This window comes from Sorangium sp. So ce394, assembly GCF_051474665.1.
GTDB lineage: Bacteria > Myxococcota_A > Polyangia > Polyangiales > Polyangiaceae > Sorangium > Sorangium cellulosum_D.
This window is the reverse complement of sequence record NZ_CP150339.1, coordinates 7,798,628-7,823,844: the sequence shown is the minus strand read 5'-3', so window position 1 is coordinate 7,823,844 and position 25,217 is coordinate 7,798,628. Positions and strand designations below refer to the sequence as shown.

Here is a 25,217-nt window from a genome sequence, read left to right as displayed (position 1 = left end):
CGTGCCGCCACGACATGACGTCCCTCGACCAGCGCCTGTCGGCCCTCGAGCTGTCCATCCTGCCGACCTGGGTCTACGACCACGACCGGTACCGCTTCCCCTGGGCCAACGCCAAGGCCGTGCAGTTCTGGCGCGCGGCCGATCGCACCGAGCTCTACGCCCGCGATCTCTCGGACCTGTCGCCGGCCGTCCGCGCGCGGCTCGACGGCTACGTGCGCGCCGTCGCCGAGGGCGGCACCGTCGTGGAGGACTGGACGCTCTACCCGCGCGGGGCGCCCGCCACGGTGACGCTCCACGGCCAGGCGATCCGCCTCGACGACGGGCGGCTCGCCGTCCTGTTCCAGGCGCTGCCGCAGTCCTCCGACGTCGACGCCTCCATGGTGCGCGGCGTGGAGGCGGTGCGGCACTCGTCGGTGCTGGTCAGCCTCGTCGACCGCGCGGGGAAGGCGCTCTTCCACAACCCCGCGGCCCTGCGCGCCCTCGGCGACGCGCCGCAGATCGACGCGGTGTTCCCGGACGAGGGGGCGGGCGCGGCGATCCGCGGGGCGATCGACGCCGAGGCGCCCTGGTCGGGGGAGCTCAAGGTCCTCACGACCGAGGGCGAGCGGTGGCACCGGGTGGAGGCGCGCCCCACGACCGATCCCGTGACCGGCGGCCGCGCGGTGCTCGTCCAGCAGCTCGACGTCACGGCGCAGCGGCGCGCCGAGGGGCAAATCGAGCAGCAGGGCCGGCTCATCGACGAGCTGAACCGCTCCCTCGCGCTCGTGGAGGAGCAGCGGCGGCAGATCCTCACGCTCTCGGCGCCGATCCTCGACGTCGGCCGGGGCACGCTCGCCGTGCCGCTCATCGGGCGCCTCGACGCCGAGCGCGCCAGCGAGCTCGGCGAGCGGCTGCTTCCCGCGATCGTGGCGCAGCGGGCGTCGTACGTGGTCCTCGACGTCACCGGCGCCGACGCGCTGGATCCGGACGGCGCCGCCGCCCTGGAGCAGCTGGCGCGCGCGATCCAGCTGCTCGGCTCGCGGCCGATCCTGACCGGCGTCCGCCCGGAGGTCGCCCGCGCGCTCGTGGACGTCGACCTCGGCGAGGACCTGCTCGTCCTGCGCAGCCTCGGCCGCGGCCTGGAGGTCGGCCGCAAGCGCGCCGCGGCGCGGCGGCGGGCCTAGCCGCGGCGCCGCGGCGGGCCTAGGAGACCCGCGCATGCCCGCAGCCACCCAGATCGGCATCCCGACGCTGGTGCGCATCAAGCCCGGGGCGCTCCCGCGCAGCGGGCTCTACCTCGCGCGGGCGGCGCGCCGCCACGTCGTGCTGCTGGCGAGCGAGGGGACGCCGGCCGCCATCGAGGCGGCGATGCGCGAGGGCCTGGACGCGCAGGCGATCGAGGTCGTGGCCCGGCGCGAGGTCGCCTCGGCCAGCGTCGAGGAGGCCGCGGCGCTCCTGCCCGCGCTCCCTCCGCGGTGCGACGCGATCGTCGGGCTCGGCGGCGGGCGCGCCCTCGACACGGCCAAATACCTCGCGTCCCTCGCCCGGCTGCCGTTCCTCGCCGTGCCCACCTCGCTCTCGAACGACGGCTTCTGCAGCCCCTCGGCCAGCCTCACGGTGGGCGGCAGGCGCCGCTCGCTCCCGTGCGCGGTGCCGTTCGGCGTGGTGGTCGACACCGAGGTCTGCCTGCGCGCGCCGGAGGTGCTGTGGCTCTCCGGCGTGGGCGATCTCGCGGCCAAGGTGACCGCGGTCCACGACTGGAAGCTCGCGTTCCACGCGCGCGGCGAGCCGGTCAACGACTTCGCCGCCCTGCTCTCGGACGCGACCGTGTTCCAGTTCATGGCGCGCCCCCGGCGCGACCTCGAGGGCATGCGCCTGCTCGCGACGGCGCTCATGCTGAACGGCATCGCCATGGAGATCGCCGGGTCGTCCCGGCCCGCGAGCGGCAGCGAGCACCTCATCTCGCACGCGCTCGACCAGACCTCCGGCCGGCCGCGGCTCCACGGCCTCCAGGTCGGCACGGCCGCCTACGTGGTCAGCCAGCTCCAGGGGCGGGACACGGACCTCATCGCCGCCGTCCTCGACGCGACCGGCTTCTGGGACGCGATCCGGGCCGACCCGTTCTCGCTCGACGAGTGGCTCGAGGCGGTCCGCGTCGCGCCGGAGATCAAGCCCGGCTACTACACGGTCCTCTCGTCCCGCGACTGCGTGTCCGAGGTCGAGGCGATCCTCCGGACCGATCCGCGCCTGAAGGGGTGCTTCGCCTGACCCCGCGCCGCGCTCACTCCGCGCCGGCGAGGAGGGGCGCCGCCACGGGCGGCGGGAGGTCCGCGCGCGAGCGGGGCGGCGTGGGCGGGCCCTCGCCCGAAGCGAGGATCGTCCGGAGCAGCGCGCCGGTGAGGCGACCGACCTCCGGCAGCTCCCGGGCGCGGGGCCGCGGCAGGTCGACCGCGACGCTCTCGGCGACGCGGCCCTCGTCGACCACCAGCACGCGATCGCCGAGCAGGACCGCCTCCTGGACGTCGTGGGTCACCAGGATGGCCGTGAAGCCGTGCTGGGCCCACAGCGACTCGACGAGGCGCTGCGCGCCGATCCGCGTGAGGGCGTCGAGCGCCCCGAACGGCTCGTCGAGGAGCAGGACCTTGGGGTCGTGGACGAGCGCGCGCGCGAGGGCGACGCGCTGCCGCTGGCCGCCCGAGAGCACGCCGGGGTAGTCGTCCTGGCGGTCGAGCAGGCCGACCCGGGCGAGGACGTCGCGGGCGCGCTCGCGGCGCTCCTTCGGCAGGCCGATGCAGACGTTCTGGAGGACGGTGCGCCACGGCATCAGCCGGGGCTCCTGGAAGACGACGCGCACGGCCGCGGCGCCAGTGACGCCCTCCGGCGACAGGACGCGCGCCGCGCCGCCCGTGGGCTGCTCGAGGCCGCACAGGATGCGGAGCAGGGTGCTCTTGCCCGATCCGCTCCGCCCGACGATGGTCAGGAGCTCGCCAGGCTGGACGTCGAGGTCGATGCCCGAGAGGACAGCCTTGTCGCCGAACCGCTTCTCTAGCCCTTCGAGGAGGACCCGGGCGCCGCTGTGGTGTTCCTTCGACACGCTCATGTTCACCCCGCGTCCATGCGTTGCAGCCGGGGCTGCCAGGGCAAGAGCTGGCGCTCGGCCCAGCGCGCCAGGGAGTCGGCCAGCTTGCCGAGGAGCGCCCAGAGCACGATCGTGAGCACGAGCAGGTCCATCTGCATGAACTCCCGCGCGTTCATCGCGACGTAGCCGAGGCCCTGCGTGGCGCCGATCGTCTCGGCGACGATCAGCACGAGCCACGAGAGCCCGAGCGCGAAGCGGAGGCCCACCAGGATCGACGGGAGCGCGCCGGGGAGGATGACCTCGCGGTAGAGCGCGAGCCCGCGGACGTCGTAGACGCGCGCCATCTCGATGATGTGCGGGTCGACGCTGCGGACGCCGTGGAAGGTGTTCAGGTAGACGGGGAAGAGCACCGTCACCGCGACGATGAAGAGCTTGGCCGTCTCGCCCAGCCCGAACCACAGGATGACGAGCGGCACGAGCGCCAGCGCGGGGATGGCGCGGAGCATCTGGAGGGGCCCGTCGACGACGAGCTGGAGCGCGCGCGAGAGCCCCGTGGCGAGGCCCAGCACGAGCCCGATGCCGGCGCCGATGACGAGCCCGCCGAGCGCGCGCAGCGCGCTGACGCCGAGGTGCGCCGGGAGGCCGCCGCTCTTCGTGGCGTGCACCGCGGCCAGCACCACCTCCGAGGGCGAGGGCAGCAGGCTCTTCGGGATGACCTGCAGCCGGGACAGGGCCTCCCAGACGAGCACCAGCGCGAGCGGGGCGATCCAGGGGGCCAGGCTCCGGCCGAGCGCGCCCGGCGCGCGGCCGGCCGTCATCGAACGCCCCCGTACGCGGCCGCCGACAGGAACGCGTCCTCCACGCGGACGGCGCGCGGGATGACCTCGAGCTTGTGGAGCGTGTCGGCGATGCCCTGCTGCTTCTTCAGGATCTCGGGCGTGATCGGCAGGAGGCCGAACGCGCGCCGGCGCTCGGAGGTGAGGAACGCCTCGTAGGCGACGCCCGACGACTTCGCGAGGATCTGCGCGGTCTCCTCGGTGTGCTCGCGCTCCCACGCGCTCAGGGCCTGGTACTCCTCGAGCACGAGTCGCAGGAGCTCCGGCTGCTGCTCGGCGAACTCGCGCCGGGCGACGTAGAAGAGGTGGTTGTCGACGAGCCCCTCGCCGCTCTGGAGGACGCGCGCGCCGGCGAGCTCCGCCGCGGCCAGGAATGGATCCCAGATCACCCAGGCGTCGACCTTGCCGCTCTCGAACGCGCTCCGCGCGTCCGCCGGCGCGAGGAACGAGACCTGGAGATCGTCGAGCGTCAGCCCGGCGCCCTCGACGGCCCGGACCAGGAGGTAGTGCACGTTGGAGCCGCGGTTGACCGCGACGCGCTTGCCCTTGAGGCCCGCGACGCTGGTGATCGGGGAGTCCTTCGGGACGACGATCGCCTCGGCCTTCGGGGCCGGCGGGTCGGTGGCGACGTACACGAACGGCACGCCGCCCGCCTGCGCGAAGACCGGGGGCGTCTCGCCGACGTGGCCGACGTCCACGGCGCCGGCGCGCATCGCCTCGAGCAGCGGAGGCCCGGCCGGGAACTCGATCCACTCGGCGCGGGCGTTCTTCGCCTCGAGCGCCTTCTTCAGGCGGTCGGCGCGGTCCTTGAGGAGATAGGGGGTGCCGATCTTCTGGTAGCCGAGGCGGACGACGCCGGCCTCACGCCGGTCCTGCGCCGGCGCCGGAGCGGCGGCATCGGGTGCGATCGCGGCGCCCGGCTCACCGCCGCCGCGGTCGCAGCCGAACAGGGCGCACGCCAGCGCAGCGCAGCCGAGCAGCCCGGAGCGGATCCTCGTGAAGGGGGTGTGCCTGATCATGGGAGGTTCTTCCGGGCGCCTTCCGGCGCGCCTGGGACAGCGCTGGCCGATTCCAGGTGCCGAGGGCGCCGGCGAGACGAACGCACCGGGATGCAACCGCAGGCCCCTGGCAGCCGCCGTGCCACGCAGGAAACCGTTGCCTTTCGCGCGGTTACAGGCCCATCGCCCCGGCGGAGGCCGGCGGGCGCTGCTGCTCCAGCAGCATCCGATCAGCAAAGAGTGCTGCTGGAGCAGCAGCGGACCGCGCGGCTCGGGCGGACGCGGCGCGGGCGCGCCCGGCGCGGGTGGGCCGCCCCGCTTTTGAGGTGCCAGGCGAGCTCGGCTCTGCCATAAGGCGCCGCCATGACGGTGGAAATTCGTGGAAAGTGGGCGCTGGTCACCGGCGCGAGCCGCGGGATCGGGAAGCAGATCGCGCGGGGTCTGGCCGGCCTCGGCTGCAACCTCGTCCTGCACAGCCGCGACGAGGCGCACACGCGGGAGCTCCAGGGCGAGCTCGCCGGCAAGGGGATCCGGGCGAGCGCCGTCTCGGGGGAGCTGTCGGACCAGGCGTCGGTCGACCGGATCCTCGACGGGGCCATCGCCGCGTCGGGCGGGATCGACATCCTGTTCAACAACGCCGCCATCATGACGCCGTTCCGCACCTCGCCCACGGAGACGCCGGCGGAGGACTACCGGCTCAGCTTCGAGGTGAACGTCATCAGCCCGATCCGGATCACGTACCGGCTGCTGCCGACGATGCTGGAGCGCCGCTGGGGGCGCATCATCCAGGTGACCTCCGGGATCCAGGACCAGCCGGAGCTCATGGCCTATGCGGCGTCGAAGGCCGCGCTCGACAAGTTCGTGCGCGACACGGTCCCTTCGCTGCGCGGCACAGGCGTGCTGATGAACCTCCTCGACCCGGGCTGGCTGCGCACCGATCTCGGCGGGCCCAAGGCGCCGAACGACGTGGAGTCCGTCCTCCCCGGCGCGCTCGTGCCGGCGCTTGTCGACGGCGAGGTCCACGGCGTGCTGTTCCGCGCGCAGGACTACGCGCGTCCCGCCGCGCGCTGAGGCGCCCTGAGCGCCCAGGCGGCGCCTCTCCTGCTCGTTTGAGCCGCGCAGAAGGCGTGGACTCGACGCCACCCCTCACGCTCTCCGCCTCCGGCCGCGCCGGCGAGCGCCCGCGGGACCGCAGCGCGACCCGGCGCTTCGTCTCGGGTCCGGGCCGGCGCGAAAGATTGTGTCGCGCTCGCGGTATGTGTGTTGCTAAAGTCGTCGGAGGTGAAAGCGATCTCGGAGCCTCGGGCGGAGTCGAGACGTCGTGCGGCCGGTGACGTGGGGAGAGCTTCCCCGGCGCGCACGACGGTCGTCGGCGCGCGTCCATCGCGGTGGCGACGCTGGGCTGCGCTCTTGCCGGTGCTGATCTGCGGCTGCTCGCTCGAGGGGCTGTCCGTGGCGTGGGACACATCGTCGTCCTCCACCGGGGGCGGCGGGGGCGCCACCGTCAGGATCACGGTCGAGGCCGAGGACGACCCGCTCTGCGAGCTCTCCGGCCTCTTCGTGCGTGTGGAGGACCCGCTGGCGAGCGGCGGGCAGTACGTGGCCGTCCCCGAGACCGAGGAGGATTGCAAGTCCTCCCGGGTCGACTGCTCCTTCGAGATCAGCGAGGCCGGCACCTACCGGATCAGGGCCAGGGTCGCCGAGGGGCCCGCCGACGGCGTGGACAACTCGTTCTGGGTCAGCGTGGACAACGAGCCGGACCCCGCAATCAGGTACGACTTCAGCGGCGCCGATTTCCACGAAGATTACGTGCGCGACTCGCAGGACGATACAGGGGCGCTGCTCGAGTTCGCGCTCGCTCCCGGGATGCACGTCGTCACGTTCGGTTGCCGCGAGGACGCGTCCAAGCTCGACTGGATCGAGCTCGTACGAATCGGCCCCTGAGACCCGCGAGGAGCGCCGCAGCAGTGTGCCCGGGGGCGCCCGGCGTCACGGCGTCTGCGAGCGCCAGGGCCGATGACGCGGTGTCTCACGCGTCCACAGTGTCAACCTGCGGTTGACAGGCTCGTTGCGGCGTTGCGGATGCCGCCGGAGAAGCGGAAGCGCGATGCCGTCGTTCCGGCGGAAAAATGCCGTGAAGGGTCGCTAACCGGGCGGACTCGAGCCCTCGTGCGCTGATGGCACATGCGTTGCTGAGAAGCTCCCGCGAACGGCCCGTGCGCTGTCCGGCTTCTCCACCGCGTCGCGCGCGCTGCTTGGCTCATCACGGAAAGGTAACTTGCGCATGAAGTTCGATTCTCGAGTCGCTTGGGCTGCGATGATCGCGCTCGGCATCACTGGCCTCTCGACGGCAGGGTGCGGCTCCGATGCGTCGGATCCGGAAGAGAACGACGGTCAGCCGACGAGCAGCGGGAGCGTCGGCTCCACCACCAGCGCCAGCTCCGGCGGGCTCGGCGCCGGCAGCGGCACGGGCGGCTCCGGCACCGGCGAGGGCGGCTCGGGCGGCTCGGGCGGCGAGGGCGGCTCGGGCAGCGGCGAGGGGGGCTCGGGCAGCGGCGAGGGCGGCTCGGGCAGCGGCGAGGGCGGCTCCGGCAGCGGCGAGGGCGGCAGCGGCACCGGCGGCAGCAGCCCCGGCGGCGCCGACTTCAGGCTCTACGGCTACGCCACGACCGACGGCGGCACCACCGGCGGCAAGGGCGGAGCGGTCGTCTCCGTGAGCTCGCTCGACGCGCTCCGGACCGAGGTCGCGAAGGACGAGGCCCTGATCATCCAGATCACCGGCAAGATCAGCGGCAGCGGCGACGACGTGGACGTCGCCTCCAACAAGACCATCGTGGGGGTCGGGTCGAGCGGAGAGATACAGGGGATCGGGCTCAACCTGAGGAGATCGTCCAACATCATCATCCGCAACCTGAAGATCCACCACGTGCTGGCCAGCAGCGTCAACGGCGACGGCATCCACATGGACGAGAGCCACAACGTCTGGATCGACCACTGCGAGCTCTGGGCGGACTCGCCCGCCGTGAACTCCGACAAGGACAAGTACGACGGCCTCATCGACGTGACCCACGAATCCTCGAACATCACGATCTCGTGGACCTACCTGCACGATCACTGGAAGGGCATGCTCGTCGGCTCGTCGGACAACGACGACAGCGATCGCCGCATCACGTTCCATCATAACCATATCAACAACGTGAACTCCCGCCTCCCGAGCTATCGCGGCGGCAACGGGCACGTGTTCAACAACTACTTCGAGAACGTCCCCACGTCGGGGGTCAACTCGCGCGTCGGCGCCTGCCTGCGGGTCGAGGGCAACCACTTCTACAAGGTGAAGAACCCCATCACCACGCTGGACAGCGACGCCGGCGGCACCGATCGCAAGGACAACATCTTCGAGGACACCACGGGGACGCAGGCGTCCGGCGCGGACTGCACCTGGGCGGCGCCGTACGACTATCCGCTCGACAGGTCGGCCGACGTCAAGGCGATCGTCCTCGCGCACGCGGGCGTCGGCAAGATCGATCCCCTCGAGAACCTGCCCTGACGCGGGCCGTGGCGCCCGCCGGAGCGCCGCCCGGGGCCGCGCCCGCGCTACCGGAGCGCTCCCACCCGAATGCTCGCGTGGGAGGCTCCGTGAGGCGGCGAGGCGGCCTGTCGGACGACGGCGGCAGCAGGGATCAGGACTCGGGCTCGTTGCCCCACGGGTTGAAGTCGTGCACCTGCCCCGGCGCGGGCTTCTGGCCCCGGGTGAACGCGTCGAGCAGGACGTCCTGGAGCGGCTCTTCGTCCGCGCGCCGGTAGGTCCCCGCGCGCTCCGACCAGGCGATCTGGCGGCGGAAGGTCTCGACCAGCGGCACCGTGGTCCGGAAGCCGAGGTCGCGCGCCGCCTTGCCGTTGTCGAAGATCGACCCGTATTGGTAGATGAACTTGACGCCCACCATGCGGCGCGGCGCGACCTCGTAGAGCCAGTCGGTCGGGATCGAGACGACAGGGGACTTGCCGCCGGCGGCCTCCTTGAGCGCGGCGAAGACGCCGCCCCACGTGGTGTGCTCGTCGCTCGTGAGGTGGTACGCCTGCCCATAGGCCTTGTCGTTGCCGAGCGCGTTCACGAACCCGCGGGCCACGTCGGAGACGTGCGCGATGGCCCACGGCGTCGTGCCGTCGTCGTGGACGATGAGCGGGAGGCCGCGACGGGCGCGATCGGCCATCGAGTCGTCGAAATAGAGCGCGCCGAGCGCGGTGTGCCCCTCGCCGGTCGTGAACGACGGGCGCAAGATCGTGGTCTTGAGCCCGTTCTGGCCGTTCGCCGCGAGCAGCGTCGACTCGATGCGCGACTTGTTCTGGCCATACTTCGTCACCGGGCGGTGCGGCTCGTCGTCGGTCGCCGGCGAGCGCGTGAGCGGCCCGCCGTAGACGCACACGGTCGAGCAGACGACCAGGTGGCCCGCGCGGCCCGAGAACGCCCGCAGCAGCGAGTCGGCGTTCTCCGGGGCGAAGGCGACCATGTCGATCACGGCGTCGAACGTGCGCTGCTGCATCTCGCGCTCGAACTCGGCGTATTTCCAGCGATCGCCGGCGATGACCTCGACGTCCCCCTCGAACCGCCGCGCCGTCACGCCGCGGTTGTAGAGGGTGACGCGATCGCCCCGCTCGAGGAGCTGCTGCACGATGGCCGTCGAGATGAGGCCGGTCCCGCCGACGATGAGGACCCTCATGACTGCCCCTCGGCCTTCCGCCCCGCCCCCGCGGCGGGCTCGTCCAGCCAGAGGATGGCCGTCACGCCGCGCGGGTAGTAGCGGCTGCCGACGGGCACGCCGCGCTGCATCTGGTCGGAGTAGGCCCAGTAGCCGGAGCCCTCGATCTGCCAGCGGACGTGGGCCTCCTCGTGGCGCTCGGGGTCGGGGAGATCGGCCTTCAGGATCGCGCGCGCGATGTGCTGGCAGAGCGCGATCTTGCTCGCCCAGGAGTTGTCGCTGCTGCTCGAGAGCTTCCAGCCGCCCTCGGGGAACAGGCACAGCCCGGGCTTCAGGATGGCGTGGAGGTGGCGCCGGAGCACCCGGACGAGCTCGCCGTGCTCGGCCTCGTCGAGCAAGCCCATGACGTGCGGGTAGAGGAGCCCCTCGATCGCGGGGATGATCGCGCTCGTCGAGCTGCGGTCGAGCAGGGCGGGGATGTAGCCCGACGGCTCGTGGAAGGCCGACACGATCGCGCGCGCCGCCTTGCGGCCCGCCGCCTTGGCCTCGGCGGCGAGGGGGGCGTCCCCGCAGCGCTCGAGGAGGTGGGCGAGCACGACGTACGACGCCCACGTCTTGCCGGCCAGGTAGAGGTTGCCGCGCGCGCGGCCGAGCGAGTGATCGAGCGAGTCGTAGGTGGTGATCTCGGCGCCGGTGCCGCAGCGGCTGCTGTCGAGCGCCATGACGCCGGTCCGCGCGCCCGGCTCCGGCGCGTCGCGGTGGAGCAGGCTCGCGAGCAGCTCGGCGAAGAGGCCCCGGTGGCGCTCGAGGAAGCCCTTGTCGCCGGTGCGCGCGACGTACACGCCGGCGCAGCAGATCCAGTTCGTGAGCTGCTCGTGCGTCATGAAGCTGAAGCAGACGGCGTCGAGGTTCGGGCGCTCGTAGCTGGAGTCGCCGGCCGGCGAGAAGTGGTTGCTGACGCCCATGTCGTGCGTGAAGGACACCCCGCCGGGCAGGAGCTCGCCGCCCGCGCCGGGGCGCTTCACCTGGTCGCGGTAGCTGTAGCGATCGACGTAGAGGTCGAGGATGTTGCGCACGGCCCAGGGCGCGTAACGCAGCTCGAAGAAGAGGTGATCGATCGCGAGATCGAAGGTGTTCATCATCTCGTACTCGCCCTCGTTCACGACCCACAGCGGCGCGGGCGGCGAGGCGTCGTCGAGCGCCGTGTCCAGCCACTCGGTCGACCCGAAGTAGCCGTGCGTCGCCTGGGCGAGCAGCCACTTCTGGGCGGGGCTGAGCGCCGACTGCGCGAGCTCCGCGTCGCGCTGGGCCGCCTCGCGGACGAGCGCCTCGCGGCGGTCGAGCGCGGAGGAGAGGACGTCCTCGAGCCGGCGGAAGTAGCGGGTGTAGGCGTAGCGCGCCTCGACGCCGGTCGTGATGGCGCCGGCGTCGTGGAAGCCGAGCGCGATCCAGACCTCGCGCTTTTGCCCCGCCGGGACCTCGATGACCAGGCCGCCGGTCTTGCCGAGGCGGAACAGCCGGTCGGCGCTGCCGTCGAACGCGTGCTCGGGCGTGAAGGCCTGGAAGGCGCGGAGGCCCGGCTCCGGGCGGCAGGCGAAGCCCCAGCGCCGGCCGTGCGCGACGCCGACGAGGCGGCCGTCGCTCTCGGTCTCGAGGTCGCGCAGGCTCGGCGCGTCGAGCGCGAAGAGGCCCGTCAGGGGCTTGTCGCTGCCGGTGTTGTCGAGCTCGAGGCGGGCGATGAGCGCCGGGCACGAGCGCGCGGCGACCTCGGCGGGCGGCGCCGTGCGCGGGTCGGGGATGGGGCCGAACGGCGAGTAGATCGCGAGCGTCAGGCGCCCGGCGCGGATCGTGTCGCTCGCCCACCCGAGCTCGCGGCGGATGTCTTTATCGCCGAAGACGCGGCGCATCCGCGTGTCGTTGCTCAAGGTGACGCCGAACGGGACGTCCGGGCCGCGCTGGCTCTCGAAGTAGGGCAGGCAGAGGAAGTCCCCGTCGCCCTCGCGGTAGCCGATGTAGAGGTTCGACTCTCCCGGGCGGCCCACCTGGGAGGCGAACCCGCCCCGGCGGTTGAAGCTGCCGAGCGTGAAGGAGGCAAAGGCGCCGACCGGCGCGTGCTGGACATTGTAGGAGGAGGTCACGGCGGCAACATACCGTAACCGCCTCGCCGAGCGCTCCCGGGAAGCGCGCTCGCGGAGGGAGCCTGTGGAGGCGGTGTGCGGCGCCGTCGCAAAGGTCGCTCCGTACCACCCGGCGGGCGCGCCGAGGTGGGGCGGCCCTCCGGCGGCTGCCCGGGCCCGGACGGCGGCGGCGAGGCCGCGCCGCCGCCGGGGTGGCGCGCAGGACAGGGGGGAGGGGGGTCACTGCGGCGTGGAGCAGACGTCGGGCCTGGGGCGCTGGCTCGCGACGCGGTGCTCGCTGGAGCGGAACGCGGTGCGGCCGCCGGCGTCGTCTTCCTGTCCGGCACAAGATGGTTGCGCCGGAGGTCGCCTCGACCCGGATATCGGCTCTTGACGAGAGGCGTCGTGTCGCAGAAACACCGATTCGTGGTCGGCGCCGCGTCGATGCGCGTCCTGCCCACGGGTGTGGTGAGCCCCGACGGTGTAGTCCGCGCGGCGCCGGAGGTCCCAGTCAGGGGCGCGGCGTGGCGCCCGGTGATCCCGTCGTGGACTGATGTATAAAGGCCTATCGGGACCCGACGGGCGGGCGGTGCGTCGCTCGGCCGGGCGCCGCCTGCTCGAACAGCACGGAACCCGGGGAAGATCTTGTCATGTTGACCTTCGCGACGCTTTGTGCCCAGAGCCGGGCGCTCTCACGGATGGCCTTCGACCGGAGGTACCCGCACGCGTGGCTGCTCCGGGAGCTCGGCCCCGAGGACCAGCCCCCTCCGTCGTTCAAGACCGTCTTTGCCGGCACCTCGCCCGGCTCGCACAGCCAACCGGCCCTGATCCGTCACCGCATCTCGTCGGCGATGAGCGTCGCGTCCCACGGATGCGAGCTCCTGCCGGTGACGAAGCGCCCGGAGAGCCCCTGGCAGGATCGCATCACCATCGGGCGCGCCCCGAACAGCGATATCGTCCTGCGCGACCCCTCCGTGTCAAAGGCCCACGCGCACATCTCGGCCGTCGTCGCGGACACCCCGATGCTCCACGCGAGGAAGAGCACCAACGGCACGTTCCTGAACGACCGGCTCCTCACGCCGGCCGGGGACGGCGCCCCGCTCCGCAGCGGCGACATCCTCCAGTTCGGCAACGTCGTCTGCGAGTTCATCCTGAACGCCGATCTCTACCGGCTCGTCGCGCGCTGACGCCGGGCCCCTCCGGCCCCCGCTCGCGCGCGGCGCCCCGCGGCGCGGCCGCCGGCTCAGCTCCGCTCCGGGTGGGGCGCGCGGAACAGCACCTCCACCGGGCCCGCGTGCGTCTCCACCACGTAGCTCGCGTCCACCGGGGCGCCGCCGCGGAAGGCCCTCGTGATCTCCTTGCGCCGCTTCATCAGCTCGACGAGGCCGAGGGCGAGCGCCTCCGAGGCGGTGAGCTCCTTCGGCGTCGGCTTGCGGCCGATCAGGTCCTCGTCGACCATCGCGAGCGTGGGGTAGGCGTCCGGGCCGGCCAGCTCCCAGCGCTGCTCGGCGACCTCGTCGCGCAGCGCGGGGTGCAGGTCGCTCGCGCGGTCGAAGCTCAGCGAGAAGAAGCTCGCCGGCAGCGACGCGGGCGGCGCGTCCGGGAGCTTCGCGGTCTCGGCCAGGTAGAGCTCGAACCCGCGCGCGCTCTCGAACAGGAGCACGCCGTGGCTCTGGCCGGCCTGCCCGACGACGCACAGCGCGAGGTCGCGCGCGCCGAGCGACGGGATCGACAGCGCCATGATGTCCGCGTCGGTGGGCACGGCCTTCCAGGGCGTGGCGCGGTAAAGCGCGGCCGCCGCGCGGAAGAACGACGCCATCGCGGGCGCCTCGATGCCGCCGCCGAGGAAGCTCGGGGTCAGGCGGCCGTCCCGCGCGCCGAGGTGCGCCTCGAGGTCCTCGGCCACGACGTCGATCTCCGGCGTCGGCGCGACGCGGACCTCGATGGCCGGGTCGAGCCGCGCCCGCAGCGCGTCGGCGAGCGCGGGCGAGGCCACGCGCACGCGCTCGGGCAGGCGCGGCTTCCCTTCCAGCGGGCCGGTGGCGGCGGCCTCGAAGCTGTCGACCGCGCCCGCAACGACGTCGCCGGGGCGCAGGGCGGCGCAGCTCAGCACGAAGCCGCGTTCGGTCATCCAGACGACCGCCTCGGGGCGGTACGCCTCGTCGCCCTCGTGCACGAACGCGCGCAGGGAGAAGAAGCCGCCGATCCACTCCTCGTCCCGGCGGGGCAGGGAGGGCGCGCGCTTCTTGGACCGCTTCTTCTTGGGGGCGGGCACGGAGGACATCAGGGCACCTGTTCGCGGGAGCGCTCCAGCCGGTACGCTCGATGACGCGAGAGCCAGGGGCGAGACCGGAATCGAAGGCGGAAAGCTAGCGCAAAGGCCGCGGGGGTCGAAGCGGAACGCGGGCGAGCGGCTGCCTCGCCGGACCCGCGCTCGGGCCTCGGGCATCGCGCGGCGGCGCGGCGGCGCGGCGGCGCCCGAGCGCGGGGCTTTCGGCCTGGCGCTCCTCGCGGTGCCCTGTTATCGGTCGTCGCGGTCCAGCGCGCGGACCTGACGCAGGTGCTGCTCGCCGGCCGCCCAGGGGACTCGATGCCTGAAGAGATCTGCAGAGGACCCCGCCGCTGCGCCGGCGGCGCGGGGCGCGCGGCGCGGCGGGGCCTCGGCCGCGCCCCGCTCGGGCTCCTCGCGGCGCTGGCCGCGTCGGCGGCGGCGGCCCCGGCCTGGGCCGAGCCGACCATCGCGGAGCGCGCGCGGGCCGACGCGCTGCGCCGGGAGGCGCAGGAGCTTCTGGCGAGCGACCGGCCGGACGCGGCCTGTCCGAAGCTCGAGGAGAGCGAGCGGCTGCGCCCGTCGACCGAGACGAAGCTCGAGCTGGCGCGGTGCCACGAGCGCACCGGCCGCCTCGCCAGCGCGTGGGCGCTCTACGCCGACGTCGAGGCGGCGGGCGGCGACGCGAAGCAGGGCGCCGAGGCGCGCGAGCGCGCGGCGGCGATCGCGCAGAGGCTCCCGAAGCTCGCGATCCTCGTGTCCGACGAGGTGAAGGCGCTGCCGGGGATCGAGGTGGCGCTCGACGGCGCGGCGGCGCGGGGGGTCGGGGTGGCCCGCCCCGTCGAGCCGGGGAAGCACCGGGTCACCGCGACCGCGTCCGGCCGGCAGGCGTTCTCGCGCGAGGTCGAGGCGCGGCAGCCGGGCGAGATCGTCGAGGTCCGCATCACGGCGCTCGATCCGCGCGCGGCCGCGCCGGCGCCCGCTGCCGCCGACCTGGAGCGGCGCCGGCCGACGCCGTACGGCCCGAGGCCGGATCCGATCCACCGGAACCTGATGTGGGTGACCGGCGGGCTCGCGCTCGCGGGCATCGCGCTCGGGAGCACCTTCGGGGGCCTGGCGATCTCCACGTGGGACAAGGTCGAGAACAGCGCCGGGACGGCGTGCAGGAACGCGGAGCGTTACCTGGACTGCGCGCAGCCGGTGCCCGATCTGGCCAGCAGGGCGATGTCGTACGCGACGGTCTCCGATTTCTCCTTCATCGCCGCGGGCGCGGCGCTCGCCGGCACGGCCGTCCTCTGGCTGACGCTGCCCCCGGACGGCCCGCGCGCGAGCGCGGGCGTGCAGATCGCGCCGGGCGTCCTCGGCGGCGCTGTCCTCGGGGTGTTCTGATGACGCTCGAACGGCGTGCGCGGCGCTGGCTGGCGAGCGCCCTCCTCGCGGCGGGCGGCGCGGGCTGCGCGGAGATCGCCGGCATCCAGGCGATCTCCGAGCAGGGCGTCGGGGGCGGGACGTTCAGCGAGCCCGGCTACACGTGCCAGTGGGTGACGTCGTTCGGCGACGCCGACACCGCGCTCGGCGGGCTCGTGGCCGACAGCGACGGCACCTTGTGGCTGGCGGGCGGCTTCAAGGGCGACCTCACCGTCGCCGGCGGCGCGCTCACGGCGGGGGGCGCCGGCAAGGACGTCTTCGTGGCGCACCTCGCGCACGACGGCAATCACATCTGGAGCGAGCGCTTCGGGAACGCGGAGAACGACGCCGCGACGCACACCCACCAGGCGACGTCGATCGCCCTCGGCGAGGGCAGCGTCTATGTCGCGGGCGACTTCACGGGCAGCCTGTCGTTCGGCGCGGACTGCGCGGCGCCCGCGGACGGCGGGGCCGGCGACGCGTTCGTGGCGCGGCTCGACAGGCACGATCCGGGCGGGGTCGCGGCGTGCGTGGTGCACGGGTCGCGCGGCCCCGACGAGGCGAGGGCGGTGGCCGCGGAGGGCGATCGCGTCTTCGTCCTGACGTCGCTCCAGGGCGGGGCGGACATGGGGTTCTCCAGCTACGATGGACAGACCCTCGCGAACGCGTGCAGCGGTGTCTTCTCGGGTCTCCAGGGCGCGCGCTACCGGCCCCGGGCGCTCCGCGTGTCCTCCGGGGAGGCCTTCGTGGTCGCCGATTTCGAGGGCCGGGTGAACGTCGGATTCCCCGGCTCCGAGCGCGGGCTGCCGCCCGGCGACGCGGTCGCGGAGGGGACCGACGCCGTCCTCGCCTCGTTCCCGGCGTCCTGGATCTGCGATGGATCGAGCGCCGAGGGCGCCGGCCTCTGGTACCGACACTACGCTTCCCTCCCCGGGGACCAGCGCGCCGGCGCCATCGCGGTGAACGGCGCCGGCGTCATCCTGGCCGGCTCGTTCGACGGGCAGATCGATCTCGCCGGCGAGCTCGTCGCCACGGAGGAGGACGGCTTCGCCGCGCACCTCGACCGGCGGGGCGTCGCCACGTGGGCCAAGCACCTCGGCGGCAGCGGGGATCAGTCGGCGCAGGTCGTCGGGGTCGACGCGTTCGGGCGGGTGATCGTGGCCGGGCACTTCCGGCAGCAGCTGATGACCGACGACGCCGAGGTCGCCGGGGACGCCGGCGAGGGGGACATCTTCCTCGCGCGGCTCGGGGCCTCCGGCGGCGAGACCGAGTGGCTCGGCGCGCTCGGCGGCCCCGGGCTCCAGCGGGTCCAGGCGCTCGCGATCTCCGGGACGGACGTCTACCTGGCGGGCACCTCCAGCGCCGACTTCGCGCTCCTGAACTGCAAGGTCGAGGAAGAGGACGGTCAGCTGTTCGTCGCCAAGCTCTCGGTCTCGTCGCGCTGAGGGCCGGCCGCGGGGCGCGGGCCGCTGCGCTCGCCGCCGCGCGCGAGCAGCGCCCGCGCGCACGGCGCGACGACCTGGGCGAGCGCGCGCTCCCGGAGCGTCCGCCGGTGCGCCGGCGACAGCACGCCGAAGCCGAGCAGGCCGCTGCGCGCGGCGTCGTCCGGGGTTGCGGGGGCCGGCTCCGCGGCGGCGGCGGCGAGCTCGTCGGCGACCGCGCTCGCCAGGGAGGGGTCGCGCTCGATGGCCCAGGCGGCGAACCGGAAGGCGAGCTCGGCGTGCCGCGTCTCGTCCTCGGCGATCGTCTCGAGGGCGCGCCGGACCGCGGGATCGGTCGCGTGGAGGGCGGCTTCTGCCGCCTCGATCGCGGCGATGGTCTCGCCGATGCACCCCTCGCGGAGGGTGGTCACGAGGATCTCGCGGGCGCCTTCGCCGCCGAGGGCGCCGTCGATGGCGAGGGGCCCGGGGCCGACGCCGCGTCCGGCGAACGCGCTGGCGAGGGCGAAGCACAGGCGCGCGTGCTCGGCCTCGTCACCCATGGCCGCCTGGGCCGCGCCGACGAGCTCCGGTGGGGCGCCGAGCGAGAGGAGCTGGAGCGTGAAGCGGGCGAACGCGGCGATCGACGCGTGCTCGAGGAGGGCGACGCGGGTCCAGTGCTCGGCGAGCGCCGCCAGCTGCTCGGCCGAAAGCGTGTCGCGGCGAGGCGGCGCTCCCGGCGAGGCGGCCCAGTCGTCGCGCGCGGCGGGCTCGGCGGTGCGCTCGACCCCGGCCACGAGGAATGGCCGGCCGATCACGCAGAGCGGCTCCGCGCAGGCGTGGCGCAGCGCCGTGAGCGTGCACTGCTGGTCCCCCGGGCAGTCGCCGTCCCCGGCGCACTCGTCGGTGGCCGTCTGGCAGGCGAAGCCGGTCCCGCCGCAACCCGGGTTGAGGACGTAGCTCGAGCAGAGCACCCTGCCGCAGTCCTGATCGCTGGTGCACCGCGCCTGCACGCACTGCCCGACGGGATCGCCGCACAGGCAGATCTGCCCCTCGTTGCATTCGGCATCGGTCGTGCATCCGTAATGGCAGAAGCACCCTGGGGGCGCCTCGCCTCCGAGGCCGGGGCTGCAGAAGCCGTGCGGCTGCTCGGTGCAGTCGGCGTCCGAGGAGCAGCTGCTTGCGCCGCCGCCCGTGTCCTTGCACGCCTCGGGGCGCGGGAGCGGGGTCGGGCAGGTGATGACCTCGGCGCGGTGCATCCAGCCGCCGGCACAGCGCACGTACCCGGTGTTCTGGCCTGCGACGAGGATGGGCTCGGGATCGTCGCACGCGAACGGGAACCCTCCCGGCGGCGCGCTTCCCGTGCTCCCCGCGGGGCCCGCGCCAGAGCTCGCGGCCGGGCCCTCCCCCGTGCTCGCGTTCGCCGTGCTCGCGTTCGAGCCTGTTCCACCGCTGCCGCCAGAGCCCTCTTCGGCCGTGACGTCGCCGCCGCAGCTCAGGGCGGGCGCGATCGCCAGCACCGAGAGCAACCTCGCACCCCAAGCGTCGATCGAGACAAGCAATCTCATGGCTTCAACCTCGTTCGAGGATCTTACCCGCGTTCGGCCCCGCCGTCGCTGCCCCCGCGAGCGCGCTTGCCGCGTCGTTCGCGGCGTGCGACCGTGGCGCCATGCGTGTCTTGATTGCCGGCGGCGGGATCGGCGGTCTGACGGCGGCATTGAGCCTGCAATCGGCCGGCGTGGAGGCGTTCGTCGTCGAGGCAGCGCGCGAGATCAAGCCGCTGGGCGTCGGCATCAACCTGCTCCCGCATGCGGTGCGAGAGCTGGCCGAGCTGGGCCTCGCGGACGCGCTGGCGGCGACGGGGATCCCCACGGCCGAGCTGGTGCATTACGATCGGTTCGGCGGCCGGATCTGGGCCCAGCCGCGGGGCATTGCCGCCGGGTATCGCTGGCCTCAGATCTCGATCCACCGCGGCGAGCTCCAGGCGATCCTGCTCGCGGCGGCGCGGCAGCGGCTCGGGGACGCCGGCGTGCGCACCGGGCTCGCGGTCGAGCGGTTCGAGCAGACGGGGGCGGAGGTACGGGTCTCGCTGCGGGATCGGCGGAGCGGCGAGCTCGAGGTGGTCTCCGCGGACGTGCTCGTCGGGGCGGACGGCATTCACTCGGCGGTTCGCGCGCAGCTTCACCCGGCGGAGGGGCCGCCGCGGTGGAACGGCATTCACATGTGGAGGGGCGTGACCGAGGCCGAGCCGTTCCTCACGGGGCGCAGCATGATCATGGCGGGCAGCAACCGGGCCGCAAAGTTCGTCGCATATCCGATCTCGCGTGGCGCGGAGCTCCGCGGCCGGGCCGCGGTCAACTGGGTGGCGGAGGTGCGCTTGCATGAGGGGGCGACCGTCGCGCCCGCGAGTTGGGACCGGCGAGGTCGTCTGGAGGACGTGCTGCCCCATTTCGCCGCGTGGCGCTTCTCTTGGCTCGACGTCCCGGCGCTCATCGCCGCGGCGCCGGTCCTGTTCGAATATCCCATGGTCGATCGCGACCCGCTGCCGTGGTGGGGCGCTGGCCGGGTCACCCTGCTCGGCGACGCCGCTCATCCGATGTTCCCGGTCGGCTCCAACGGGGCTTCCCAGGCGATCCTCGACGCGCGCGTGCTGGCCTGGCACCTCGCCCGGGCGAGCGATCCGGAAGCGGCGCTGTCCGCGTATGAGGCCGCGCGCCGGCCACCCACGAGCGCGCTCGTCCTCGCGAACCGGGCGATGGGCGCCGAGCGGGTCATCGCGCTGGTGGAGCAGCGGGCGCCCGCGGGTTTTGCGCGGATCGAGGACGTGCTGAGCGGCGAGGAGCTGGAGGAGATGAGCCGCGGCTACACGAGGATGGTCGGAACCGACGTCGAGGAGCTCAACGGCCGGCCGTCGTGGAGCGTGGGTGAGGGGGCGGCGGCGCCGGAAGACGGGGGCGGCGCGCGGTAGGGCGACCCGACCCGGGTTGGCGCGCGGTAGGGCGACCCGACCCGGGTTGGCGGTAGGGCGACCCGACCCGGGTTGGGGCGACCCGACCCGGGTTGGGGCGACCCGACCCGGGTTGGGGCGACCCGACCCGGGTTGGCGACCCGACCCGGGTTGGCGACCCGCGGCGACCCGACCCGGGTTGGCGGCGACCCGACCCGGGTTGGGTTGGCGCGACCTGACCCGGGTTGCGGGGAGACCCGGGTTGCGGGGCCCAGTGACCCGACCCGGGTTGCGGGGACCTCGGACCCGGGTTGCGGGGACCTCGGACCGGGGTTGAGCGACCAGCGACCAGCGATCCGGCCCACGTTGAGGTTGGAGACGCGACCCAGGTTGAGGTCACCGGCGGTGACCCACGTTGAGGTTGGAGACGCGACCCAGGTTGAGGTCACCGCGCGGGACCTGGCGGCCGCCACCCGCGGAACGCAGCCGCCACCCCTGAGAGGGTGGTAACTCATCGAAATCATTCATCACGATCCTGGCACGACGTTTGTTTTGTGCGATGACCATGAGCCAGCCTCGCGAGATCGCTCCTGGCGCGACGTATCTGATCACCCGTCGCATCGTGCGTCGGCACCTGCTCCTCCGACCTGATGCGGTCATCAATCAGCTTCTGATCTATGCCCTAGCGATCTCCGCCCGCCGTTACGGCGTCCAGGTCCATGCGCTCTGCGCGATGTCGACGCATCTACACTTGATCGTGACCGACGTGACGGGCGTATTACCGCGCTTCCTGCAGTTCTATCATCGCATCGTCGCGCTCGGGACGAAGGTGATCCGCGCATGGGAAGGACCAGTGTGGGACCACGAGGCCCCGAGCGTGGTGCGGCTGCTGACGCCCGCGGCGGTGGTGGAGAAGATCGCCTACGTCCTCGCCAATCCGGTGGCTGCTGGCCTCGTACGGCATGCGCGTGAGTGGCCGGGCGCCAAGGTGGAGGTGGACGAGATCGGCCGAGGCGTGCTGAGCGCGACGCGCCCCTCCGCGTATCTCGATCCGGAAAACCCGCATTGGCCCGAGGAAGTGACGCTTCCGCTCTCGTTGCCGCCGTCGATCGAGCACGACGCGGAGGGCTTTCGTCAACAGGTCGCCGCCGAGCTCAAGCAGCAGGAGGCGCAGGCTCATGCGCAGATGCAGCAGCTTGGCCGTAAGTTTCTGGGGGCGGAGCGAGCCCGTAAGATTTCCCCTTACGTACGTGCTACAAGCTTCGAAGCGCTACGCGAACGCAATCCTACTTTTGCGGTCGGTCGTGAGCAGGGTGATGCATGGCGAATGGCAGGTGCAGCTGTGCGGGCATTTCGCGCGTCATACCGCGCGGCGCTCGAGCGATGGCGCGCCGGCGTACGCAGCGTTTTATTCCCTGCAGGAACGTGGTGGATGTATACGTTTCACGGCGCCAGCGTGACGGGCGCCGTTTCCGCGATATGACTGTGGACCCAAGCAGCTACCAACCCGGCCCAGGTTGAACTCACGAACCCAACCCAGGTTGGAAACCAATGACCCGATCAGCGGGAAGACCATTACGGCGACAACCCGGGTCGGGTTTCCTCCTGCGACAACCCGGGTCGGGTTTCCTCCTGGCCTTTTCCGGCCACGAGGCCCGCGAAGGCCGCCGCGAAGCGGCGCCGCAAATCCTCGTCCGTGAGCAGCTTGTCGCGCAACGCTCGCGACAGCTCGAGGTGGTAGAATGGCGCGCCCATCTGGCGCGACCACCGAGCCTGCACGTTGGTGGCACCGCCGAGCTTCTTGATGTCGGCGGGGTAGGCGAGGACCTTCCCGTCACTGACGACCGCCCGCAACGGGGCGAGCAGCCGCTCAAGGTTGGCGCCGTGCCCTACGGCGCTTGCGATGGCGGCGGCGTCTGGCGCCGAGCTGTCCTGAAAACCGTGCAGTTGCACCGCCGGCACGCCGGGGAAGCTCTGGAGCAGCGCCCGGTGGGCCGACAGGAAAAACGAGCGCTCGGCATGCGCCACGTCTGCGAAGGCAAGCGTCGCAGCCGGCCGCCCGCGGGCGGCAACGATGTCCCCCCGCGCGCCGCCGCCTGCGCCCTGGACGCCATCGCCGCCGCCCGCGCCTGTGACGCCGGACCCGGCCCGCCCGCTGCCCGCCGTCCGAGCGCCGTCCCCCGTTGCCTGCGTTTCGGCGGCCGCCTCATCCGCGCTGGCGCCGCCCGTTCCTTCGCCTTCGTCGTCTCCGACGGCGTTGCTTGGCTTAGGGCCGCCGCCGTACCGGTGCGACGTGTTGACGATCAGCGCCCGCGCTCGCTGCGCCTCGAAGATGGCGAGCGCGATGGGCAGCGTCCCCTGGTCGAAGAAGGTGTGCGGCGCCTCCACGATGAGCGGCGCTGCTGCTCCTGTGCGCAGCACCACCGCGGCCGCGCCCCGACGGCGCGAGTCGTCCTCGGATAGCACCCAGAGGTCGCGCCCGGGGACCGCCCGCAGCGCGAACCCGGGTGGGGCCGCCGGAGGTGGCTGCCGGCTCTGGGCGGCGACCCCCGCCGCTGCGATCCACATGATGTAAGCGGCCTCTTCCGCGTCGTTGGGGGGCTCTGCGATGAGGTGGCGCCCACCCTTGCGCAACGGGGCAATCTGCTCGTCAACCGCTTCCCTCTCCCCCCCATCGGCCGCCTGGACCTCAACCACGGTCGGCACCTCCGTCGGCACCCCCACGGTCCCCACCGCAGAGGCCGCCGGACTCGGCGCCGGGCCCAGAGCGCTCCCGACACTCCGACACACCCCCTGCGAGCACCCGGCGATCGTGAACAGCACCACATAGCCTGCGCTCTTCATGGTCGTCCTCGCCGCCGAAACCTCGACGACGTCTGTACTTTTCTCACAGCACCGCCCGCGAATCCACAATGACGCATTGCGTAGCATCGCTTCGCCTGCTCTTTCGCGGCGGGGGCGGTTTGCGCTAGTAGCATTGCATGCCTCGCCCCTTCGATCCTGTGGAGGCGCCGCCGCTTCCGGAGCAGGCCGGCCGTACGTTTCCGCGCCTCGTCGAGCTGATGCAGCGGCTCCTTGCGCCCGATGGATGCCCGTGGGACCGCGAGCAGAGCTTCGCGACGCTGCGGCGCTACGTGCTCGAGGAGGCCTGCGAGGTCATCGATGCCATCGACGGCGGCGACCGCAAGGAGCTGTGCGCCGAGCTCGGGGATCTCCTGCTCCAGGTCGTCTTCCAGGCTGAGCTCGCCCGGGCCGAGGGGGCGTTCGGCCCCGACGATGTAGTCGCCGCGATCTGCGAGAAGCTCGTGCGGCGCCACCCCCACGTGTTCGCGGACGAGAGCGCCGAGAACGCGGACGAGGTGCTTCAGAACTGGGAGCGCATCAAGGCGGCGGAGCGGGCCCGGCAGGGCAAGGATCGCGGGGTGCTCGGCGGCGTTCCCCGCAGCTTGCCGGCGCTGACCCGGGCGCAGCGGGTCGGCGAGAAGGTCGCGCGCGTCGGCTTCGACTGGCCCGACGCGCGGGGCTCGCGCGCGAAGGTCGAGGAGGAGCTCGGAGAGCTGGACCGGGCCTTCGAAAGCGGCGACCCCGCCGCCGTCGAGGAGGAGCTCGGCGACGTGCTCTTCGCGCTCGGGAACCTGGCGCGCCACGCCGGCGTCGACGCGGAGGGGGCGCTGCGCCGCACGATCGACAAGTTCACCCGGCGCTTCGAGCACGTCGAGCGGCGGGTCATCGAGCGGCACGGCGGCTGGCCCGCCAAGGCGTCGGACGACACCCTGACGCTGGAAGAGCTCGACGGCTACTGGGACGAGGCCAAGCGCGGCGAGCAGCGGACCTGAGCGCGGCGTCGAGCTCAGCGCCGTCGAGCTCAACCTCGGTCGGGCGGGGGCGAGCTCAACCCCGGTCGGGCGGCGGCCATGGGCGTCGAGCCCAACCCCGGTCGGGCGGCGGCCGGTCGGGCGGCGGCGCAACCCCGGTCGGGCGGCCATGGGCGTCGAGCCCAACCCCGGTCGGGCGGCGGCGGCCGGTCGGGCGGCGGCCGTTGGCGTCGAGCTCAACCCCGGTCGGGCGGCGGTCGCGCGGCGGCCGCACAAACACGCTCCCACAAGCCGTCGAGCTCAACCCCGACGGCGCGGAGCCTGCGCGAGCAGGCTCTCGGGCGCGCCCGGGCTCAGTCACGCACCGCGGTCAGCACGAAGCGCTCCCGCACGCGCGCCTCGTTCGACTCGTGAAGGACGTGGATCTCGTAACGGCCCGGCTGGGCGACCGCCACGCTGAGCGGCGCGTCGCCGCGGTAGCGCGTGAGCCGATGCGAGCAGCGCTCCTGCTGGCAGTGCTCCTCCAGCGCCCCGCCCTCGCCGTCGGGCAGCCGCACGCGCACGTGCTCCGGGACCTCGAGGTGAACCACCGCCGGCTCCTCGGCGTGGCGGTGCGTCCACAGATCGAGGTGCATCCACGCGTGACCGTCGTCCGGCAACGCGACGGCGCGCTCCTCGGAGCGCTCGATCGCGGGAGAGCTCACGCCGCCCCCGCCGCCCGCCAGAACGACGGCGACCGCCAGCGCGGCGAGCGCCGGCGCCGCGATGATCGCTCCCCATCGCCAGGGGCTCCGCGCCCGCTGCGATCGCTTGCCGCCCTCCGCCGCCGGGCGCTCCGGCCGCTCGGGGAGCTTGCCGAGCGCGCGCTCGACGAGCGCCTCGGAAGGGCCCATCGCGCGCAGCGCCCGCATGCTCGCCGCGAGATCCTGCGGAATCGGAGGCACATCGTGGTCCTGTCCGCTCACGTCGACCCCTCTCGCGCCGCGACGACGAGTTGGGCCGCCACGCGCTCGTATGCATCGCGCAGCCGCGCGCGCCCCCGGGCGTGGCGGCTCTTCGCCGTCCCCTTGGGGATTCCGAGGAGCTCGGCCACACTGTCATAACCGAGCTCCTCGATGTCGCATAGCACCACCACGGTGCGGAATTCCTCGGGCAGCTCCTGAAGGCACGCGAGGAGCACCTCCGTGTCCTGGCTCAGGATCGCGGCCGCCTCCGGGCTCGAAGCATCGGCGCGAGGCAGGATGCCGAGCGCGTCGGTGCATACGTCGACGAGCCGCTCGAGCAGGCCGCGGCGCCGCGCCTCGGTCCGGTAGGCCTCCAGGTACTCGTGCCGAGCGATCCCGCAGAGCCACACCCCGAGATCCGCGCGCCCCTCGAACGACGCCGCGTTCAGGTACGCCTTGAGCAACGCATTCTGGAACAGATCGTCCGCCTGATCCCGGGCGCCGCAGAGGGAAATGCAAAATCGGTAGAGGCGCGGGAGCACCGGGCGCACGGCCGACTCGAACTGCGCGCGCGATTCGCCGAGGAGGGGTCGCGATTCGGTCATGAGGGCCGTTCGAGCGCCTGGAGCGTCGAGGCCCGGAACTCTAGCGTGGAATGGACGGCGGGGAAGAGCCCGCCGCTCGCGCCACGGCGGGGCGAGCAGCGGCGCC

At 73.1% G+C, this 25,217-nt stretch carries 21 protein-coding genes; 11 read left to right on the top strand and 10 right to left on the bottom strand.

Annotation, left to right across the window (positions count from 1 at the left end):
* The first annotated feature begins 14 nt into the window (after positions 1-14).
* Together WMF33_RS28560 and WMF33_RS28555 are read left to right on the top strand one after the other, a co-directional pair.
* The gene (locus WMF33_RS28560) at positions 15-1,163 is read left to right on the top strand and encodes an STAS domain-containing protein (RefSeq protein WP_437331588.1); all 1,149 of its coding nucleotides are present in this window, start codon (positions 15-17) and stop codon (positions 1,161-1,163) included.
* Between the two features lie 34 nt (positions 1,164-1,197).
* Positions 1,198-2,247 (top strand): iron-containing alcohol dehydrogenase family protein, encoded by a 1,050-nt coding sequence (locus WMF33_RS28555; RefSeq protein ID WP_437331587.1) that lies wholly within the window; start codon positions 1,198-1,200, stop codon positions 2,245-2,247.
* Between the two features lie 13 nt (positions 2,248-2,260).
* Here WMF33_RS28555 and WMF33_RS28550 read toward each other — a convergent pair whose 3' ends face one another.
* The 3 genes from WMF33_RS28550 to WMF33_RS28540 are packed head-to-tail and all read right to left on the bottom strand — an operon-like array spanning position 2,261 to position 4,913.
* On the bottom strand, positions 2,261-3,079 hold the full coding sequence (locus WMF33_RS28550) for an ABC transporter ATP-binding protein (RefSeq protein WP_437331586.1): 819 nt from the start codon (positions 3,077-3,079) through the stop codon (positions 2,261-2,263).
* Between the two features lie 2 nt (positions 3,080-3,081).
* The gene (locus WMF33_RS28545; RefSeq protein WP_437331585.1) at positions 3,082-3,876 is read right to left on the bottom strand and encodes an ABC transporter permease subunit; all 795 of its coding nucleotides are present in this window, start codon (positions 3,874-3,876) and stop codon (positions 3,082-3,084) included.
* A complete protein-coding gene (locus WMF33_RS28540; protein WP_437331584.1) occupies positions 3,873-4,913 on the bottom strand; it encodes a sulfonate ABC transporter substrate-binding protein in 1,041 nt (346 codons plus the stop codon). The genes WMF33_RS28545 and WMF33_RS28540 overlap by 4 nt, the downstream gene beginning before the upstream one ends.
* 342 nt (positions 4,914-5,255) lie before the next feature.
* On the opposite strand from WMF33_RS28540, the gene WMF33_RS28535 reads away from it, so the two are divergent.
* From WMF33_RS28535 to WMF33_RS28525, 3 genes are all read left to right on the top strand, one after another.
* Positions 5,256-5,963, top strand: a complete 708-nt coding sequence (locus tag WMF33_RS28535) for an SDR family NAD(P)-dependent oxidoreductase (protein WP_437331583.1) — start codon at positions 5,256-5,258, stop codon at positions 5,961-5,963.
* A 345-nt stretch (positions 5,964-6,308) separates the two neighbouring features.
* Positions 6,309-6,836, top strand: a complete 528-nt coding sequence (locus tag WMF33_RS28530) for a hypothetical protein (RefSeq protein ID WP_437339529.1) — start codon at positions 6,309-6,311, stop codon at positions 6,834-6,836.
* A gap of 340 nt (positions 6,837-7,176) precedes the next feature.
* On the top strand, positions 7,177-8,439 hold the full coding sequence (locus WMF33_RS28525; RefSeq protein WP_437331582.1) for a pectate lyase family protein: 1,263 nt from the start codon (positions 7,177-7,179) through the stop codon (positions 8,437-8,439).
* A 133-nt stretch (positions 8,440-8,572) separates the two neighbouring features.
* On the opposite strand, the gene WMF33_RS28520 is transcribed toward WMF33_RS28525, so the two are convergent.
* On the bottom strand, positions 8,573-9,610 hold the full coding sequence (locus tag WMF33_RS28520) for an NAD-dependent epimerase/dehydratase family protein (RefSeq protein WP_437331581.1): 1,038 nt from the start codon (positions 9,608-9,610) through the stop codon (positions 8,573-8,575).
* Positions 9,607-11,727 (bottom strand): glycoside hydrolase family 52 protein, encoded by a 2,121-nt coding sequence (locus tag WMF33_RS28515; RefSeq protein WP_437331580.1) that lies wholly within the window; start codon positions 11,725-11,727, stop codon positions 9,607-9,609. The genes WMF33_RS28520 and WMF33_RS28515 overlap by 4 nt, the downstream gene beginning before the upstream one ends.
* 629 nt (positions 11,728-12,356) lie before the next feature.
* Here WMF33_RS28515 and WMF33_RS28510 point away from each other — a divergent pair.
* Positions 12,357-12,893: an FHA domain-containing protein gene (locus tag WMF33_RS28510; RefSeq protein WP_437331579.1), complete on the top strand. Its 537-nt coding sequence runs from the start codon at positions 12,357-12,359 to the stop codon at positions 12,891-12,893.
* A 56-nt stretch (positions 12,894-12,949) separates the two neighbouring features.
* Here the strand turns inward: WMF33_RS28510 and WMF33_RS28505 are convergent, their stop codons facing one another.
* Positions 12,950-13,990: a hypothetical protein gene (locus WMF33_RS28505; RefSeq protein WP_437331578.1), complete on the bottom strand. Its 1,041-nt coding sequence runs from the start codon at positions 13,988-13,990 to the stop codon at positions 12,950-12,952.
* Between the two features lie 306 nt (positions 13,991-14,296).
* Between WMF33_RS28505 and WMF33_RS28500 the strand changes: the two genes are divergently transcribed.
* Both WMF33_RS28500 and WMF33_RS28495 read left to right on the top strand, forming a co-directional pair.
* A complete protein-coding gene (locus WMF33_RS28500) occupies positions 14,297-15,364 on the top strand; it encodes a hypothetical protein (protein ID WP_437331577.1) in 1,068 nt (355 codons plus the stop codon).
* Positions 15,364-16,827: a hypothetical protein gene (locus WMF33_RS28495; protein ID WP_437331576.1), complete on the top strand. Its 1,464-nt coding sequence runs from the start codon at positions 15,364-15,366 to the stop codon at positions 16,825-16,827. Before WMF33_RS28500 ends, WMF33_RS28495 begins: the two co-directional genes overlap by 1 nt.
* Here WMF33_RS28495 and WMF33_RS28490 read toward each other — a convergent pair.
* Positions 16,788-18,368 carry a ferritin-like domain-containing protein gene (locus tag WMF33_RS28490; RefSeq protein ID WP_437331575.1) on the bottom strand — a complete coding sequence of 527 codons (1,581 nt, stop codon included), beginning with the start codon at positions 18,366-18,368 and terminating at the stop codon, positions 16,788-16,790. The genes WMF33_RS28495 and WMF33_RS28490 overlap by 40 nt on opposite strands.
* A gap of 101 nt (positions 18,369-18,469) precedes the next feature.
* On the opposite strand from WMF33_RS28490, the gene WMF33_RS28485 reads away from it, so the two are divergent.
* Positions 18,470-19,768, top strand: coding sequence for a flavin-dependent oxidoreductase (locus WMF33_RS28485; protein ID WP_437331574.1), 1,299 nt, complete (start codon positions 18,470-18,472; stop codon positions 19,766-19,768).
* Positions 19,769-20,312: 544 nt separating this feature from the next.
* Positions 20,313-21,230 (top strand): transposase, encoded by a 918-nt coding sequence (locus tag WMF33_RS28480; protein WP_437339528.1) that lies wholly within the window; start codon positions 20,313-20,315, stop codon positions 21,228-21,230.
* Between the two features lie 92 nt (positions 21,231-21,322).
* On the opposite strand, the gene WMF33_RS28475 is transcribed toward WMF33_RS28480, so the two are convergent.
* The gene (locus WMF33_RS28475; RefSeq protein ID WP_437331573.1) at positions 21,323-22,444 is read right to left on the bottom strand and encodes a hypothetical protein; all 1,122 of its coding nucleotides are present in this window, start codon (positions 22,442-22,444) and stop codon (positions 21,323-21,325) included.
* Positions 22,445-22,728: 284 nt separating this feature from the next.
* Between WMF33_RS28475 and mazG the strand changes: the two genes are divergently transcribed.
* Positions 22,729-23,583, top strand: coding sequence for a nucleoside triphosphate pyrophosphohydrolase (gene mazG / locus WMF33_RS28470; RefSeq protein ID WP_437331572.1), 855 nt, complete (start codon positions 22,729-22,731; stop codon positions 23,581-23,583).
* Positions 23,584-23,915: 332 nt separating this feature from the next.
* Here the strand turns inward: mazG and WMF33_RS28465 are convergent, their stop codons facing one another.
* Both WMF33_RS28465 and WMF33_RS28460 read right to left on the bottom strand, forming a co-directional pair.
* Positions 23,916-24,506 carry a hypothetical protein gene (locus tag WMF33_RS28465; protein ID WP_437331571.1) on the bottom strand — a complete coding sequence of 197 codons (591 nt, stop codon included), beginning with the start codon at positions 24,504-24,506 and terminating at the stop codon, positions 23,916-23,918.
* Between the two features lie 17 nt (positions 24,507-24,523).
* The gene (locus tag WMF33_RS28460) at positions 24,524-25,111 is read right to left on the bottom strand and encodes an RNA polymerase sigma factor (RefSeq protein WP_061626908.1); all 588 of its coding nucleotides are present in this window, start codon (positions 25,109-25,111) and stop codon (positions 24,524-24,526) included.
* Positions 25,112-25,217 lie beyond the last annotated feature (106 nt).